Genomic DNA, 16,193 nt, shown 5'->3' on the forward strand with positions numbered 1-16,193 from the left:
GCAATCGGCGGGGGTTTCGGGGGCGTGCTGACGCTTCTCGGCCTCGGCTTGCTCGCGCTGGCGGTGCTGGCTGGGCTGGGGGCCGCGGGGCTGGGACGGCGGCTGGTGCCGCTGGGCGCGGCGGCGGTCGCGGCCGTGCTGGGTGCCGTGGCAATGGCCACGCTGGCGCTGGGGCCGGTCGAGGAGGCGGCTCTCGCCCTCGGCCCGCCCTGGGGGCCGGCGCGCCTGGCGCTGGATGCGCTCTCGGCCTGGTTCCTGCTGGTGCTGGCGGTGGTGGCGCTGCCCGCCGCGCTCTTCGCCGCGGCGACAGGCCCTTCCAGCCGGGCGGAGGCCGCGGCCTTCCCGCTCTTTCTCGCCGCCATGGTGCTGGTGCTGCTGGCGGCCGATGCCTTCATCCTGCTGCTGGGCTTCGAGGCCATGTCGCTCGCCTCCTGGGCGCTGGTCGCGGCGCGGCACCCGGCCGGGCGCGGACGACGGGCGGCGCGACTCTATTTCGGCTTCGCGGCCTTCTCAGGCCTCTGCCTCATCGCGGGCTTCGCTTTGCTCTCGGCGCCCGGCATGGGGTTTTCCGAGATGCGCGCGGCCCCGCCAGAGGGCTGGCGCGGCACGCTGGCCCTGGTGCTGATCCTGCTGGGGGCGGGGTCCAAGGCGGGTCTGCTGCCCTTCCACCTCTGGCTGCCGCTGGCCCACCCGGCCGCCGCCACGCCCGTCTCGGCGCTGATGTCGGGCGCCATGGTGAAGATCGCCCTCTATGTCCTGGTGCGCGCCCTGTTCGACCTGGCGGGTGTGGCGCAGCCGGGCTGGTGGGGGCGCCTTTGGTGGTGCTGGGGGCGGCCACGGCGCTGTGGGGCGCGATCCGCGCCAATGTCGAGACCGACATCAAGGCCATCCTGGCCTGTTCCACGCTGGAGAATGTGGGGCTGATCAGCCTCGCCCTCGGGCTTGCCCTGGTGTTCCGGGGCGCGGACCTGGCGCCACTGGCCGCGCTGGCGCTGTCCGCCGCGCTGCTGCACACGCTGGTGCATGCGGGCTTCAAGGGCTTGCTTTTCCTCGTGGCGGGCGCGGTGGCGGAGCAGGCGGGAAGCCGCGACCCCGACCGGCTCGGCGGGCTGATCCACCGCATGCCCTGGGTCGCGGGGCTGGCTTTCCTGGGCGCGGCCTCCGCCGCCGCGCTGCCGCCCTTCTCGGGCTTCGCCAGCGAATGGCTGGTGCTGCAGGCGCTGATCCAGAGCTGGCGCGTGGCGGAACTGCCGGTGCAGCTGCTCTCGGCGGCGGCGCTGGTCACGGCCGGCATGGCGCTGGCCCTGGCGGCGGCGGCCATGCTGCGCTTCGTGGGGCTGGTGTTCCTGGGCCGCCCGCGCACCCCGCGCGCGGCCGGCGCGCTGGACGCCACGGGGCTGATGCGCGCGGCGCTGGTGGTGGCGGGGGCGGTCTGCGCCGCGCTGGCGCTGCTGGCCGCGCCGGCGCTGGGCCTCGCGGGCGGAATCGTGACCGGGCTGCTGGGCGAGGGCGCGGCCCCGCCCATCGCCGGGCTCGACCTCATGCTGGGCGAGGCGGGCGCCCGCTACGCCCCCTGGGCCGTCACGGCGCTGCTGGCGGGGCTGGCCCTGGCGCTGTGGTATGGGCTGCACCGCAAGGGCGCGCCCGAACCCCGGCGCGGCCCCGCCTGGGATTGCGGCTTCATGCCCCCGCCGCCCGATTTGCCCTTCGGCGACCCGCTGACCCAACCCAGCGCGGCCGGCGCCGCCCAGCCCATCCGCCGTGCGTTGGGCGGGCTGGCGTTGGCGCAGCGCGAGGCGCACCACCCCGCCACCCCCGGCAGCCCCAGCCCCGCGCGGCTGCGCGTCGAGGCGCGGGACCGTGGCTTTGTCGCCTTGCTCTGGCCGCTGGGCCGGCTGCGCCGTCGGGCCGGGCACCAGGCGGAGCGGCTGCGTGGGCTTCCGCTCTCGGCCTATCTGGCGCTGGCGCTGGGCACGCTGGTGCTGCTGCTGGCGCTGCTGGCCTGGGGGGCGGTGGCATGATGGCCACCTTCCTGGCTTTGCTGACGCAGATCCTGCACGCCGCATTCATTCTCGCCGCCGCGCCGCTGGTGGTGGGCGGGGTGCGCTGGGTGAAGGCGCGGCTGCTGGGCCGGCGCGGCCCCCACCCGCTCCAGCCCCTGCGCGACCTGCTCAAACTGCTGCGCAAGCGCCCGGTGCTGGCCGATGGGTCGAGCGTCGTCACCCGCGCCACGCCCTATGTGGCCCTGGCCGCGACGCTGCTGGCCGCGCTGCTGGTGCCGGGCTTCGCGCAGGGGATGGCGCTGGCGCCGGTCGCGGACCTCATCCTCATCGCGGGGCTGCTGGCGCTGGCGCGGATGGCGCTGGCGCTGGCCGGCCATGACGCGGGCACGGCCTTCGGCGGGCTGGGCGCGGCGCGCGAGATGACCTTCGCCGCCTTCGCCGAACCCGCTTTGCTGGCCTCGGTGCTGGTGCTGGCGGTGCTGGCGGGCAGTTCCAACCTGGACGCCATTGCCGCTTTGTTCCGCGAGGGCAGCCTGGGCATCCGCGTCTCGCTGCTCTTCGTGCTGCTGGCGCTGATGGCCGTGGCGCTGGCCGAGAATGCCCGCGTGCCGGTGGACAACCCCGCCACCCACCTGGAACTGACCATGGTGCATGAGGCCATGCTGCTGGAGGCCTCGGGCCGTCACCTCGCCTTGTGGGAGGCGCAGGCGGCGCTGAAGCTGACGGTCTGGCTGGCGCTGCTGGCCGCGATCTTCCTGCCCTTCGGCGCGGCGCCGGCCGGGGCGGGGCCGATTGGCTGGGTGGTGGGGCTGGTGCTGTGGGGCGCGAAGATGGCGCTGCTGGCCGTGGCGCTGGCGGTGTTCGAGACTTCCATCGCCAAGATGCGCGTCTTCCGCGTGCCGGAATTCCTGGGGGCCGCGCTGCTGCTCGCGCTGCTGGCGGCGGCCCTTGTCTTCATCACGACAGGCCTCGCATGACCGGCCCCGGGGACATCGCCTATGACGTGGCGCATCTGCTGGGCGGGGCCATGCTGCTGGTGGGCTTCGTCATGCTGGGCCAGCGGCGGATCGGCGCGCTGATCGCCGCACTCGCCGCGCAGGGTGTGTTGCTGGCGCTGGCGGCCTTCTGGCAGGGCCATGTCCAGGCGGCGCCGCAACTCTATCTGACGGGGCTGATCGCGTTGCTGGCCAAGGGCATCGCCATCCCGCTGGTGCTGCACCGCCTGGCGGGCGAATTGCCGCCCCCGCTCCGCACCGAGGCGCCGGGCCGGATGGGCGCGGGGCTGGTGCTGGGGGTGGGGCTGGTGGGCCTGGCCATGCTGGTGGTCGTGCCGGCCACCACGGGGGCCGGGGCGTTGGCGCGGGTGGACCTCTCGATGGCGCTGTCCATCCTGCTGCTGGGGGCGCTGATGATGGTGACGCGGCGCAGCGCGCTGGCGCATGTGGCGGGGCTGCTTACCATCGAGAACGGGTTGATCCTGGCCGCCGTCGGCGTGGCCGGCATGCCGCTGGTGGTGGAGCTTTCGGCGGGCGGGCTGGTGCTGGTGGTGGCGTTGATCGCGGGCGTCTTCGCGCGGCAGATGCGCGAACGCTTCGCCAGCCTCGACCCCGGCGTGCTGGACCGCCACAGGGGGGAGGGACGATGAGCCTCGCCACCGCCCTCATCCTGCTGCCGCTGCTGGGCGCCGCGCTGCTGGCGGCACTGCCGCGCGTCGCCCCCTTGCTGAACATCGCCATCTCGGCCGCCTGCCTCGTGCTGGCGCTGCTGCTGCTGGCCGGGCCGCTCCCCTACGGCGAGGGCTGGCTGCGGGCCGATGCGCTGTCCGTGTCGCTGGTGGTGCTGGCGGGTATCGTGGGGCTCGGCACCGCCATCTTCTCCTGGCGGGACATCGAGGGCGAGGGCTTCGACACCGCGCGCACCCGCTTCTACCACGCCGCCTTCCAGGGCTTCATGGCGACGCATTTCCTGGCGCTGCTGTCGGACAACCTTGGCATCATGTGGGTGGCGATCGAGGCCGGCACGCTCGCCTGCGTGCTGATGGTGGGGCTGCACCGCACGCCCGCCGCCATCGAGGCCGCGTGGAAATTCTTCATCCTCTGCGGCTTCGGCATCGCGTTGGCACTCTTCGGCATCATCGTGCTGGCCCTGGCGGCCGCCCCGCATCTGCCGCATGGCGATTTGCGGCTTTCGGCCGCGGCGCTGCGCGAGATCGCGCCATTGGCGGAACCCGGCCTGCTCAACCTCGCCTTCGTCTTCCTGCTGGTGGGTTTCGGCACCAAGGCGGGGCTGGTGCCGCTGCATTCCTGGCTGCCCGACGCCCATGCCGAGGGCCCCACCCCCATCGCCGCCGTGCTCTCGGGACTGCTGCTGAACAGCGCCATGCTGGGCATCCTGCGCGGCGAGGCCATCGTGGCGGCGCACCCAGGCTCCTGGGCGCCGGGCGGGTTCCTGATCGGCATGGGGGTCGCCTCGCTGCTGCTGGCGGGTGTCACGCTGTGGCGGCGGCGGGATGCGAAGCGCCTCTTCGGCTGGAGCAGCATCGAGCATATGGGCATCGCGGCCATCGCCTTCGGCCTGGGCGGGCCGGCGGGGAACATGGCGGGCATCCTGCACCTGTGGGGCCATTCCCTGCTGAAGTCGGCGGCCTTCTTCGCGATCGGCCGCGCGGCGCGGCTGAAGGGCGGGCAGCGCATGGACCAGATCGGCGGGCTGGCGCGCAGCCATCCGGCGCTGGGCTGGGGGCTGGTGCTGGTGATGGTGGGGCTGGCGGGGCTGCCGCCGGCCAGCCTCTTCGCCTCGGAATGGATGCTGGCGGTGGCGCTGGGGCGCGAGGCGCCCTGGCTGCTGCTGCCCTATGTCTTGGGGCTGCTGGTGGCGGCCCTGGCCCTGCTGCACGCCATGCAGCGCCTTTGCCTCGGCCCGCCCACGCCGGACGCGGCGCCGGGCCCCGCGGGTTGGGCGACGCTCGCGCCCATCTGGTGCAACCTGGCCTTGGCCGTGATCCTTGCCATCGCCCTGCCGGCGCCGCTGCGCGCCCTGCTGCGTGACGCCGCACAGGTGCTGGGATGAGGGCGGCCAAGGTGCTGGAATCGGGCGTCATCGCCCCCTGCATGCCCTGGCCGCGCACGGTGCTGGACGCCGCCGCCTGGCTGCGCCTGCGCGAGGCATTGGCAAGCGACCCGAGCCTTGACCTGCTGGCGCTATGGGGCGAGCCGGGCTTCGTCCACGCCGCCTTCCTCGACATCGCGGCCCCGCGCCTCTGGCTGGCCAGCACGGCGGTGGAGGGGGGCGGCGTGCCGGCGCTCTCTCCCGTGCGGCCCGGGGCCGCGCTGTTCGAGCGTGCCCTGCATGACCTCTGGGGCATCACGGCCGAGGGCGCGGTGGACGCCCGCCCCTGGCTCGACCACGGCCGCTGGCCGGTGCGGGCCCCGCTCTCGACCCGTCCGCTCAGTCACAGCCCCGCCGCCGACCCCATGGAATTCCTGCCCGTCGAGGGCGCGGGCGTGCACCAGATCCCGGTCGGCCCCATCCATGCCGGCATCATCGAGCCCGGGCATTTCCGCTTCCATGTGCAGGGCGAGACCATCGTCCGGCTGGAGGCGCGGCTGGGCTGGACGCACAAGGGCACGCTCTCGCTGCTGCAAGGCAAGTCGCCGCGCGTGGCGGCGCGCTTCGCGGCCCGGCTTTCCGGCGACAGCACCGTGGCGCATTCGCTGGCTTTCGCCCGCGCTGCCGAGGCCGCCGCCGGCGCCGAGGCCCCGCCCCGCGCCACGGCTCTGCGCGCCGTGATGCTGGAGCTGGAACGGCTGCACAACCACCTGAACGACATGGGCTTCATCGCCAATGACGCCGCCTTCGCCCCGCTGCACGCCGAGGCCGGGCTGCTGCGCGAGGCCTTGCTGCGCGCCCAGCACCAGGCCTTCGGCCACCGGCTGATGATGGACCGCGTGGTGCCGGGCGGTGTGGCCATGGACCTCGCGCCCGAGGGCCAGGCCGCCATCGAGGCCGCGCTGGCCGCCGCCGCCACCGGCCTGCCGCGCCTGCTGCGGATGTATGAAAGCCATGCCAGCCTCCAGGACCGCGTGCTGGTCACGGGCATCATCCCGCCCGCGCTGGTCGCCGGTTTCGCGCCCGGCGGCGTGGTGGGCCGCGCCGCGGGCCGCGCCTTCGACGCGCGGATGCTGACGGGCGAGATGGCGGACTGCCCCACCCAGCCCGGCGCCGATGTGGACGCCCGCTGGCGCCAGCGCCATGCCGAGGCCCTGGCCGCCATCGCGCGGGTGCGGACCCTGCTGGCCGGCTTGCCGCCCGGCCCGCTGACCGTCTCCCTGGGCCATGGCGAGGCGCGCGAAGGGGTGGCGCTGGTCGAGGGCTTCCGCGGCGAATGCCTGGCCTGGCTTTCTCTGGACGAGGGCGGGCTGATCCGCGCGGCCTTCCTGCGCGACCCCTCCTGGCTGCACTGGCCGCTGCTGGAGGCGGCCGTCATCGGCAACATCGTGGCCGACTTCCCCCTCATCAACAAAAGCTTCAACGCGAGCTACAGCGGGGTGGACCTGTGAGCGCGATCAGCCTGGACGTGGCCATCCCCGTGCTGCGTGTCTTCGACCCGGCGAAGGCGCGGGAATTCTATTGCGACTTCCTGGGCTTCACCTGGGACTGGGAGCACCGGTTCGAGCCTGACCTGCCTATCTTCGCCCAGGTGTCGCGCGCGGGGCTGCTGCTCTTCCTCAGCGAGCATCATGGCGATGGCACGCCGGGCAGCCTCGTCATGCTCCGCATGCGCGGGCTGGATGCGCTGCATGCCGAACTCTCCGCCCGCCGCTACCGCCATGCCCGGCCGGGCATCGAGGAGCGCCCCTGGGGCTGGCGCGACCTGGCGGTGACGGACCCCTTCGGCAACCGGCTGGTCTTCACCGAACCCGTGGCGGAGGGCGGCTGAATGCTCTGGCCCAGGCTTGCCCGCAACCTGCTGCGCCCGCCCGCGACCGACGCGCCCGTGGTGCCGCTGCCCGAGGTGGTGGCCGCGCTGCGCGAGCGCATGGAGGCGGCCTCCATGCGGCGGCTGGGCCGCTCGCTCGCCATCCGCCAGGTGGATGCGGGCAGCTGCAACGGGTGCGAGCTGGAGATCAACGCGCTCCAGAACGTGGCGCATGACCTGGAGCGCTTCGGGCTGCGCTTCGTGGCCTCGCCCCGCCATGCCGATGTGCTGCTGGTGACCGGCCCGCTCACGCGCAACATGGCCGAGGCGCTGCTGCGCGCCCGTGCCGCGACGCCCGAGCCGGTGTGGATCGTGGCGGCCGGGGATTGCGCGGTGGATGGCGGTGTCTTCAAGGGCAGCTATGCGGTGCTGGGCGGCGTCGAGGCGGTGCTGATGCCCGACCTCATCATCCCCGGCTGCCCCCCGAGCCCGACCGAGCTGCTGGAAGGTCTGGTCGCCCTGGTCGAAGCGAACGCCTGACATCCCTGGCCCCCCTCGTTTCCGCATACCCCCTGCACGAAGCCTTGGAATGGGCCGGGACGGGGTCGGGGAGCATCTTCCTTCCATCAGCGGAGGCCATCGCCGCCGCGCAGATCGGAAGGAAGTTGAAGATGAACACCACCCGCAACCTGATCGCCGCCGCCCTGCTGCTGGGCGCCCCCGTCCTGGCCCAGGCCGCCGATTATCCGCGCCAGGTGGGCAGCGGCGAGGACATGACCATCGAGTACGGCCCCGCGGCGCAGGGCAACATCGTGGGCGGCGGTGGCACCGTCGTGACCTTCAGCGGCCCCTCGCCCAGCATCCGCTACACGGATGACGCCCAGGTGCAGCGGCGCACCGATGGCCTCGTGCCGGTGATGGTGGACCAGGGTGAGACGCGGACGATCACCTTCGTCGCCCCCGAGGCCGCCACGTCCCCGCGTCTGGCGGGCCTGTTGAGCCGGAACTGAGATCTCCGGCGGCGGGCGTGGCTACAGCGTGATCCACCCTCCCTGATCACGCTGTGGCTCAGCCCCGGCGGCTGCTTCACGACTTTGGCGATTTCGCCGAAGCCGACCAGACGCTGAAGCATGCTGCGTGAACGCATGTGAACGCAGCATGCTCTAAGCCCCAGCCAGCTGCGCCCCCACCGCCTGCAACCCCTCATGCAGCGCATCCGCCACCACGCGGATGCGCGGTGTGTGGCGGGTGTCCTCGTGCAGGCCGATCCAGATGCCCACGCGCGGCGCGGCGGAGGGTGTCTCCAGCCGCACCAGGGTTGGCCCCGGCTGGGCCTCGCTCCGCGCCATGGCACCATCGCCCATGCCGCGCGGCAGGGCCGCGACACCCATGCCCCCCAGCGCCGCCTGCAACAGCGCCTCGTGCGAGTTGGAGGTGAAACCCACCGCCGCGGCGTGCATCAGACCCGTGAGCCAATCCTGCCCGGGCCGCGACATGTCGGGCCGCGCATCCTCGGGAGGGGCGAAGACCAGCCGGGCGTGTCCCGGCGCGCCGGTGGCGAAATCGGGCAGGCCGCGCGCCTCCAGGTAGGAGGTCGCGGCATAGGCGCACAGCTCGATCTCCCCGGCACGGCGCGCCACCACATCGGGCTCGGTGAAGGCGCCGATGCGCACCGCGATGTCGGTCTCCCGCCGCGCCAGGCTGACGGGTCGGCTTTGCGCGCTGAGCTCCACCAGGATTTCGGGGTGGCGGACATGGAGCTGCGCCAGGATGGGCGTGAGCACGCGGCTGCCCAGCGCCTCCACCGCCGTCACCCGCACCAGCCCTTCCAGGCGGCTGTCCTGGCCGGTGATGCGCCGCTCCACGCGCAGCGCCTCCTCCTCCATGCGCTCGACCGCGCCCATCACCTCCTCGCCCGCCGGGGTCAGGATGAAGCCCTGCGGCGTGCGTTGCAGCAGTCGCGCGCCCGACCGCTCATGCAGGCCTTCGAGGCGCCGGCCCATGGTCGTCTGCGTCACCTTCAGCGCCCGCGCGGCGGCGGAGAGGCTGCCGTGGCGGGCCACTGCCAGGAAAGTCCGCAGGTCATCCCATTCCAGCATGTTGTTCCATCGGTCCGAGGGCGGCGCGAAAGGTGCCGGCCCGTGTGAGAGCCCTCCATGTAAGGTTTGGTGAACCCCAACGGGAGATGTGACAGGGGCGCGACGGCCGGGGGGCTGGGGTGCCCCCACGGCAATCCGGCCCGGGCCTCAGGCAGCGGGCGCCTCGCCCTCCAGCAGCGCCCAGAGGCTGGGTGTCTCGGCCCCCGGCGCGTCTCCGGCCGCGAAGGACGCATGGGCGTCGCCCAGGAAGGCGCAGAAGGCATCCGCGTGCCAGCCATCGCCCCGGCGCGTCTGCACCAGGCCCCAGTTCGGGTCCGAGGAGGCCGGCCGCAGGCTGCCGGCATTGTAGGCGATGGCGACCAGCGGCGGGTCATAGCCCGTGGGAAGCCGCCCGCGCGTGGCCTGGCGCTGGATATAGGCGGCGCCCGCCAGGGCGGAGGTGGCGGGGTCCAGCAGGCGCGCGCGGTCCAGCGTGGGGTCGGCCAGGGCCTCGCGCGCCGTCGAGATCAGCGTCTGCATCAGCCCGGGCGAAACGCGGTGCGGCGTGGCGGCGTCCGAGACGAAGCCCGGCTCTTCCCGCACCGCCTCGGCCCGGCCGCCCGATTCGACCAGCGCGGTCGCCAGCAGCAGGTCCACCGGCGTGGCGGTGCGCAGGGCCGCGGCCTCCAGCGCGGCCCGGTGCCGGGCCCAGGCGGTGGCGGCGGCGCGGGGATTGGCGTTGCGGCGCGGGCTCGGCTCGCCCTCGACCTGCACGCCGCCGCGGACCAGCCGCCAGCGCCGTTGCCCCGCGCCCACCGGTGGGCCGTGAAAGGTGATGAGCGCCGGCAGGAAGGGCCGCAGCGCGGCCTGCCAAGGATGTTCGCGCCGCAGGGCGGGGGCCTGCATCAGCCGCGCCCAGGCGGGGCCGGACAGCACGCCATCCACCGGCAGCCCCTCGCGGCGCTGGAAGCGGCGCACCGCCTCGGCCGTCATGGGGCCATAGATGCCATCGGGCTCGCCCGGGTTCAGCCCGGTCCGCAGCAGGGCGAGCTGCGCCTCGCGCACCACCTCGCCGCGCATCATCGGCAGGGTGAAGGCGAGGGGCTGGATCAGCATGACGTTCATGGTGCGTCTCCGCAGCTGGGCAGGGTGGCGATTCGGGCGGCGAGGTCGCGCGCCTCCGCGCTGCCGGGCGGGGCTTCGGCCAGGCCCGCCCGGGCGGCGGCACAGTTTGCGGACAAATTTCCTATCGCCGGATGCGACAAGACCAGCGCGGCGCGGGCGCGCAGCCATCCGCGGGATTCGACGGGCGCGGCGGAGGCGGCGTCGCGCGCGCGGGCGGCCTCGGCGGCGGCTTCTGCGCGGGGCAGGAAGGCCGCGTGGCAGAGGCGCGCCTGGGCCTCGCCCTGGGCCAGCGCCGGATGGGGCGCCAGCGCGCGGGCGGCGGCATAGCCCTGGGCCGCGCAGTCCAGATGCGCGACGGAACCCGGGCAGGCGGCGCCAGGCGCGCGGCTGTCCATGGCGAGGCGCATACAGGCCTCGGCGCGGCGGGCGTGCAGCCGGGCGCAGGCGGCATGGCCGGGCGGGCAGGCGACAGGCTCGGCGGCGATGGCCGCATCGGAGGCCCCCTCCCAACGGGCGAGCTGGCCCAGCGGCGGGTCCAGCGCCGTGGCCAGGGGGGCGCAGCCGGCCAGCAGTGCCAGCAGGGGCAGAATTCGGCTCATGGGGTGATCTCCGCGAGCAGGGGCAGGGGGTCGGTGTCGGTCTCGCGCAGTTGCGCGAGCAGCAGCGTCAGCCCTTCCAGCGCGGCGCGCGCCTCGGGCGGGGCCGCGACGGGCGTCAGCAGCGTGGCGTCGGGGGCGGCGCGCAGGGCGGGGGTGGCCGCGCTCAGCCCCGACGCGGCACGGGCGAGAGCCTCGGGTGTGACATCGCGCGCCACCGCCTCGTCCAGCAGGGCGGCGCGGAATTCCGCCAGGCCCTGGGCGGCCTCCTCCGGGTTGGCGAAGCCCGGGTAGCGCGCCCAGAGCAGGGCCGCCGCGTCGGGGCGCAGGCAGTGGTCGAGCAGGGTGGCGAGGAAGCCGGGTTCCTCCAGCCTCCGCGTGAAGAGTCGCGCGAAGATGGGCGCCTGGGCCAGGCGCAGCTCGGCCGAGGCAGGGGTGATGGCGCCCGGTTCGAACAGCGCGGGGTCGAGGGGCGCCTCCAGCAGCCGCGCGCGGAAACGGCGCCAGGCGCCGGCGCCCAGGTTCCAGCCCACGCCCAGCACAAGCGCGGCGGCGCCGAGCGGGCCACCGGCGGCCAGCGGCAGGGCGGGGGCGGCGGCGCGCAGCAGGGCGGCGAAGGGCCCGCCCGCCCCGGTCAGCGCGCCGAGCGCGGCCTGGAGCCCCGCCTCGGTCGCGTTCCCTGTTGTGCGGGCGGCGCCCAGCGCGCGCTCGGCGGCCTCGATCATCGTGGCGGCCTGGGGAGGGAGGATGCCGGCCGGGAGTGCGGGGCCAAGCTGCGTCAGGATGGTGCGCGCCACGCCCAGCTGGCGTTCGAGCTGCGCGGCCATGCCTTCGACCCGCGCAGGGTCCGGTGCCTCGCGCAGGGCCAGGTTCTGGCGCTGCTCCGTCGCCAGGGCCTCGGTGAGGCGGCGGGTGGTCTGGGCGTCGGGCGTGGTGGAGCGGGCGCCGAAGTAATAGCCGAAGACGCCGGCGATGATGCCGTTCACATAGCCCGCCACCGCGTCATTGAGCGCCAGCGCCTGGCTGAACAGCAGCAGCGGCAGGCCGATGATGCCGACGATGAGCGCGAGCAGCGCCCGCACCGTGCCCTCCGGCAGGCCCATCGGCAGGTCGCGCAGGGCGGCGATCTGGGTGGGGGTGGTGGCCGGGTCGCGCAGCAGGGCGAAGGAGCGGGAGGCGAGCCACCAGAGGAAGGCGGCGAAGCCGATGCCGACCGCGAAGACCAGCAGCGCGACGAGGTTGGCCGGCGCGGCCAGCGCGCCCTCCAGCCGCAGCCCGGCCGCACGGGCCAGCAGCAAGGGCAGCAGGAGGGCGAGGGCGCCGAGGAGAAGGGTGAGGGGGGTGGCGAGGAAGGGCGGCACGGGGGGACCTCCTGCATGGGTCCCGGATGTGCCAGATATTTTTTCTTATTGCAAGAATATTATCCTATTTGACGGATCCCAGCCATCCCAGCCGCCGCAATTCCTCCGCCACCTGCGCCGCGCCCAAGCCTCCGCCCTTGCGGAGGTTGTCGCCCACCACGAAGAGCGACAGCCCATGCGGCACCGACCCATCCCGCCGCAGCCGCGAGACGCTGACCTCCTCCTCCCCCGCCACGTCGAGGGGCGTCGGGTAGCCACCCTCCTCGCGCGTGTCGAAGAAGGAGAGGCCGGGCGCGTTGCGCAGCGCGGCGCGCGCTTCGCCCAGGCCCACCGCCTCGGCGAATTCCAGTTGCAGCACCAGCGCCTCGCCCACGAAGACGGGCGCGCGCAGGCAGGTGGCCATGGCCTTGAGGTCCGGCCCCAGGATCTTGCGCAGTTCCAGCGGCAGCAGGGCTTCGTCGCGGGTGGCGCCGTCTTCCGCGAAGGCGCTGGTCTGGGGCAGCAGGTTGAAGGCGATGGGTTTGGGGAAATGCTGCGGCGCCGGGATGTCGTTCACGAAGCTGGCCCGCGTCTGGGCGAACAGCTCGTCCATGCCCTCCTTGCCGGCGCCCGAGGCGGGCTGCAGGCTCACCACATTCACCCGCAGCAGTGGCGCCAGCGCGGCCAGGGGTGCGGCGGCCAGCGCCGCGAAGGTGGCGGAGGGGGAGGGGCAGGCCACGATCCGTTTGCGCTTGTTGCGCTCCAGGGCCGCGGCATTCACCTCGGGCACGACCAGCGCGACGCCCGGCTCCAGCCGGAAGGCGGGGCTGAGGTCCACCACCCAGGCGCCGGCGGCGGTGGCGCGGGGGGCATGGGTGCGGGATTCGGCCTCGCCCAGCGCCAGGATCACGAGGTCATGGCCCGCGAAATCGAAGCCCTCCAGGGCGCGCAGGCGCAGCACGCGGTCCTCGCCGAAGCTGACCTCCTGGCCCGCGCTGCGCCCGGTGCCGAGGCCCGTCACCTCCGCCACCGGGAAGTCGTTCGCCGCCAGTGCCCGCAGCGCCTCGCGCCCCGCCAGCGTGTTCGCCCCCGCCACCGCCACCCGGAATGCCATGCCGTGCCTCTTCTTCAAGCTGCCGGACGTTGCATACACGCCCGGGCCACGTTGAGCGATGGCGCATCCGGGTCTACAGCCTGAGCAACTGTCGTTGCTCACGCTTTACCTTTGCTGCGCGGCTGATTCACGGCTTCGGCGATTCCACCGAAGCCGATCAGACGCTAGGAACCAACCCAAATGGATGGTGTCACAAGGTTGAACGAAGGTCCCTTGCCCGCCTACCGCGCCCGCGTGGCCGAAGGCGTGCTCCGCCCTGATCCGGCGCAGGCCCATGCGGCCGAGGTGCTGCAAGGGCTCTGGCAGCGCATGCGCGGCTATGACCCCGCGCCCGCCGTGCCCCGCGCCGCGCCGCGCGGCCTGCTGGGCAAGCTGTTCGGTGCGCGGAAGGGCTCCGGCGACCTGGCGGCGCCGTCCGGCACGCCGGAGGGGCTCTACCTGGTGGGCCAGGTGGGGCGCGGGAAGTCCATGCTGATGGACCTCTTCTTCGAGACGGCCCAGGTGCCGCGCAAGCGCCGCATCCACTTCCACGACTTCATGCAGCAGGCGCACCAGCGCATCCATGCCTGGAAGCGCGCCAACCCGGATGGCAACGACCCCATCCCGCCGCTGGCCGACAGCATCGCGGCCGAGGCGGCGCTGCTCTGCTTCGACGAATTCCAGGTGCATGACGTCACCGACGCCATGATCCTGGGCCGGCTGTTCGAGGCGCTGTTCGCCCGCGGCGTCGTGGTGGTCGCCACCTCCAACACCGCGCCCAAGGATCTGTTCAAGGGCAAGCCCGGCCGCGACGCCTTCCTGCCCTTCATCGCGCTGATCGAGCAGCGGGTGGAGGTGCTGGAACTCGAATCGCTGCAGGATTACCGGCGCGAGCGGATGCGCGGCCTGCCCTCCTGGCACCACCCGGCCGATGGCAGGGCCGAGCGCGCGCTGGACACCGCCTTCCGTGACCTGACGGGCCAGGCGCGCGGCGCGCCCCTGACGCTGACGGTGCTGGGCCACACGCTGGAGGTGCCGGAGGCCGCGGGCGGTGTCGCCCGCGCGGGCTTCGAGGCGCTGTGCGGCAAGGCGCTGGGGCCCGCGGACTACCTCTGCCTCGCGCGGCATTTCCACACCCTGGTGCTGGACGAGGTGCCGCGTCTCGGCCCCGACAATTTCGACCGGGCGCGGCGCTTCATCACGCTGATCGACGCGCTGTATGAACACCGCTGCAAGCTTCTGGCATCGGCGGCGGCGGGGCCGGACCAGCTCTATGAAAAAGGCGAAAATGCGGCAATGTTCGAGCGCACCGCGTCGCGCCTGATGGAGATGCAGAGCCCCGAGTATTTGGCCTTGCCACACCTGCCCTGACTGGCTTACGCCTTCGCCCAGGGATAATTCCGGGGATCGGGGGTTTTATGCGGCTTCTTATGGTGGGCCTTCTGGGCGCGTTCATGCTGACCTTCACGCCGGTGGTGCCGGAGGCACAGGGCCAGACCCGCACCGGGGCACAGAACCAGCGCCCCGCCGCCACCGCCGCCAACCGCCCACCCGCCAACCGTGCCGCCGCCCGCCCGGCCGCCACGCGCCCGACCGGCGCCCGCCCGGCGGCCGCGAGCCGCCCCGCCGCGAACCGCCCCGCCGCACGGACGGCGACCCGCACGGCGAACCGCCCCGCCGCGACCCGCCCCGCCTCCGCGCGGCCCGCCCAGCGCCCGGCTTCCGGCCAGCGCGCCGCGCCGCGCCCCGCCGCGGCCGTTCCCTACAGCGCGCCGCGCAATGCCGCGCGGCCCGACGCCTCCGGCCGGCAGGCGGCCGCCCAGCGCTGCACCACCCGCAATGGCCGCCGCGTCTGCACCCAGACGGCCAATGCCTCCTACCGCTGGACCGGCGGTCTGGCCCCAGCGGCCATGAACCAGCGCGCCTGCCCCGAGGGCACCATGGCGACCAACGCCATCGGCCATAGCGACATCACCCGCTGCGTCCCGCTCTGACGTATATCGGGCGGCCCGCGGCGCGGGTTGCCGCAGGGCGGGCGGCGGAGTAACTCTGCGTCCCTCTGGAAGGCAAGCCAAAGGGAAATCCATGGCCCGCAAGAAAATCGCCCTCATCGGCGCCGGCAACATCGGCGGCACGCTCGCCCATCTCATCGGGCTGAAGCAGCTTGGCGATGTGGTGATGTTCGACGTGTTCCCCGGCGTCGCCGCCGGCAAGGCGCTCGACATCATGCAGTCGGGCCCGGTGGATGGCTTCGACAGCCATATGGTCGGCACGGGCGACTACAGCGCCATCGAAGGCGCCGACGTGGTCATCGTGACGGCGGGCTTCCCCCGCATGCCGGGCATGACCCGCGACGACCTGCTGACGAAGAATGCGGGCGTGATCGGCCAGGTGGCCGAGGGCATCAAGCAATACGCCCCCAACGCCTTCGTCATCTGCATCACCAATCCGCTCGACGTCATGGTGTGGGTGCTGCAGCAGCGCTCCGGCCTGCCGCCCGAGAAGGTGGTGGGCATGGCGGGCGTGCTGGACAGCGCGCGCTTCCGCCTCTTCCTGGCGCAGGAATTCAACGTCTCGGTCGAGGATGTGACGGCCTTCGTGCTTGGCGGCCATGGTGACACCATGGTGCCGCTCACGCGCTACTCCACGGTCGCCGGCATCCCGGTGCCGGACCTCGTGAAGATGGGCTGGACCACGCAGGAGAAGATCGACGCGATCGTCACCCGCACGGCCAATGGCGGCGGCGAGATCGTGAAGCTGCTGGAGCGTGGCTCGGCCTTCTACGCCCCCGCCGCTTCCGCCATCGCCATGGCCGAGAGCTACCTGCTCGACAAGAAGCGCGTGCTGCCCTGCGCCGTGCTGCTGAACGGCGAATATGGCCAGAACGACTTCTATGTCGGCGTGCCGGTCGTGATCGGCGGCAATGGCGTCGAGAAGATCGTCGAGGTGCAGTTCACCGCCGAGGAGAAGGCCGCCTTCGACAAGTCCTGCGACGCGGTGAAGAAGCTGATCGAGGACTTCAAGAAGCTCGGCGTCTGAG

At 73.4% G+C, this 16,193-nt stretch carries 17 protein-coding genes; 12 read left to right on the top strand and 5 right to left on the bottom strand.

All coding sequences use genetic code 11. The features are described from left to right. The first annotated feature begins 24 nt into the window (after positions 1-24). The 9 genes from ICW72_RS21140 to ICW72_RS17375 all read left to right on the top strand — a co-directional run bounded on the left by ICW72_RS21140 (position 25) and on the right by ICW72_RS17375 (position 7,931). Positions 25-924, top strand: coding sequence for a proton-conducting transporter transmembrane domain-containing protein (locus ICW72_RS21140; RefSeq protein ID WP_269749826.1), 900 nt, complete (start codon positions 25-27; stop codon positions 922-924). After that, positions 822-2,021 (top strand): proton-conducting transporter transmembrane domain-containing protein, encoded by a 1,200-nt coding sequence (locus ICW72_RS17340; RefSeq protein WP_269749859.1) that lies wholly within the window; start codon positions 822-824, stop codon positions 2,019-2,021. Before ICW72_RS21140 ends, ICW72_RS17340 begins: the two co-directional genes overlap by 103 nt. Further along, the gene (locus ICW72_RS17345; RefSeq protein WP_332308940.1) at positions 2,018-2,980 is read left to right on the top strand and encodes a respiratory chain complex I subunit 1 family protein; all 963 of its coding nucleotides are present in this window, start codon (positions 2,018-2,020) and stop codon (positions 2,978-2,980) included. The genes ICW72_RS17340 and ICW72_RS17345 overlap by 4 nt, the downstream gene beginning before the upstream one ends. Continuing rightward, positions 2,977-3,648 carry a hydrogenase-4 component E gene (locus ICW72_RS17350; protein WP_184385096.1) on the top strand — a complete coding sequence of 224 codons (672 nt, stop codon included), beginning with the start codon at positions 2,977-2,979 and terminating at the stop codon, positions 3,646-3,648. Before ICW72_RS17345 ends, ICW72_RS17350 begins: the two co-directional genes overlap by 4 nt. Beyond that, positions 3,645-5,072 carry a hydrogenase 4 subunit F gene (locus tag ICW72_RS17355; RefSeq protein ID WP_191083849.1) on the top strand — a complete coding sequence of 476 codons (1,428 nt, stop codon included), beginning with the start codon at positions 3,645-3,647 and terminating at the stop codon, positions 5,070-5,072. Before ICW72_RS17350 ends, ICW72_RS17355 begins: the two co-directional genes overlap by 4 nt. Beyond that, on the top strand, positions 5,069-6,562 hold the full coding sequence (locus ICW72_RS17360; RefSeq protein WP_191083850.1) for a hydrogenase large subunit: 1,494 nt from the start codon (positions 5,069-5,071) through the stop codon (positions 6,560-6,562). The genes ICW72_RS17355 and ICW72_RS17360 overlap by 4 nt, the downstream gene beginning before the upstream one ends. Continuing rightward, positions 6,559-6,942 (top strand): glyoxalase superfamily protein, encoded by a 384-nt coding sequence (locus tag ICW72_RS17365; protein ID WP_223880658.1) that lies wholly within the window; start codon positions 6,559-6,561, stop codon positions 6,940-6,942. The genes ICW72_RS17360 and ICW72_RS17365 overlap by 4 nt, the downstream gene beginning before the upstream one ends. Next, positions 6,943-7,461: an NADH-quinone oxidoreductase subunit B family protein gene (locus ICW72_RS17370; RefSeq protein WP_191083851.1), complete on the top strand. Its 519-nt coding sequence runs from the start codon at positions 6,943-6,945 to the stop codon at positions 7,459-7,461. 131 nt (positions 7,462-7,592) lie between these two features. After that, complete coding sequence (locus ICW72_RS17375; RefSeq protein WP_191083852.1) at positions 7,593-7,931, top strand: hypothetical protein; 339 nt, start codon at positions 7,593-7,595, stop codon at positions 7,929-7,931. Positions 7,932-8,084: 153 nt separating this feature from the next. Here ICW72_RS17375 and ICW72_RS17380 read toward each other — a convergent pair whose 3' ends face one another. From ICW72_RS17380 to ICW72_RS17395, 5 genes are all read right to left on the bottom strand, one after another. Next, positions 8,085-9,020 (bottom strand): LysR family transcriptional regulator, encoded by a 936-nt coding sequence (locus tag ICW72_RS17380; RefSeq protein WP_191083853.1) that lies wholly within the window; start codon positions 9,018-9,020, stop codon positions 8,085-8,087. 147 nt (positions 9,021-9,167) lie between these two features. After that, positions 9,168-10,124, bottom strand: coding sequence for a peptidoglycan-binding protein (locus ICW72_RS17385; protein ID WP_223880659.1), 957 nt, complete (start codon positions 10,122-10,124; stop codon positions 9,168-9,170). Further along, on the bottom strand, positions 10,121-10,723 hold the full coding sequence (locus ICW72_RS20800) for a hypothetical protein (protein WP_223880660.1): 603 nt from the start codon (positions 10,721-10,723) through the stop codon (positions 10,121-10,123). The genes ICW72_RS17385 and ICW72_RS20800 overlap by 4 nt, the downstream gene beginning before the upstream one ends. Continuing rightward, positions 10,720-12,081, bottom strand: a complete 1,362-nt coding sequence (locus tag ICW72_RS17390; RefSeq protein WP_191083855.1) for a hypothetical protein — start codon at positions 12,079-12,081, stop codon at positions 10,720-10,722. The genes ICW72_RS20800 and ICW72_RS17390 overlap by 4 nt, the downstream gene beginning before the upstream one ends. Before the next feature lie 64 nt (positions 12,082-12,145). Next, positions 12,146-13,174, bottom strand: coding sequence for an aspartate-semialdehyde dehydrogenase (locus ICW72_RS17395; protein ID WP_191083856.1), 1,029 nt, complete (start codon positions 13,172-13,174; stop codon positions 12,146-12,148). A gap of 180 nt (positions 13,175-13,354) precedes the next feature. On the opposite strand from ICW72_RS17395, the gene zapE reads away from it, so the two are divergent. From zapE to mdh, 3 genes are all read left to right on the top strand, one after another. Continuing rightward, complete coding sequence (gene zapE / locus ICW72_RS17400) at positions 13,355-14,524, top strand: cell division protein ZapE (RefSeq protein ID WP_191083857.1); 1,170 nt, start codon at positions 13,355-13,357, stop codon at positions 14,522-14,524. 83 nt (positions 14,525-14,607) lie between these two features. Continuing rightward, positions 14,608-15,147, top strand: coding sequence for a hypothetical protein (locus ICW72_RS17405; RefSeq protein ID WP_191083858.1), 540 nt, complete (start codon positions 14,608-14,610; stop codon positions 15,145-15,147). A gap of 91 nt (positions 15,148-15,238) precedes the next feature. Continuing rightward, on the top strand, positions 15,239-16,192 hold the full coding sequence (gene mdh, locus ICW72_RS17410) for a malate dehydrogenase (protein ID WP_191083859.1): 954 nt from the start codon (positions 15,239-15,241) through the stop codon (positions 16,190-16,192). The last annotated feature ends 1 nt before the right edge of the window (position 16,193 follow it).

Source organism: Roseococcus microcysteis, assembly GCF_014764365.1.
Taxonomy (GTDB): Bacteria; Pseudomonadota; Alphaproteobacteria; order Acetobacterales; family Acetobacteraceae; genus Roseococcus; species Roseococcus microcysteis.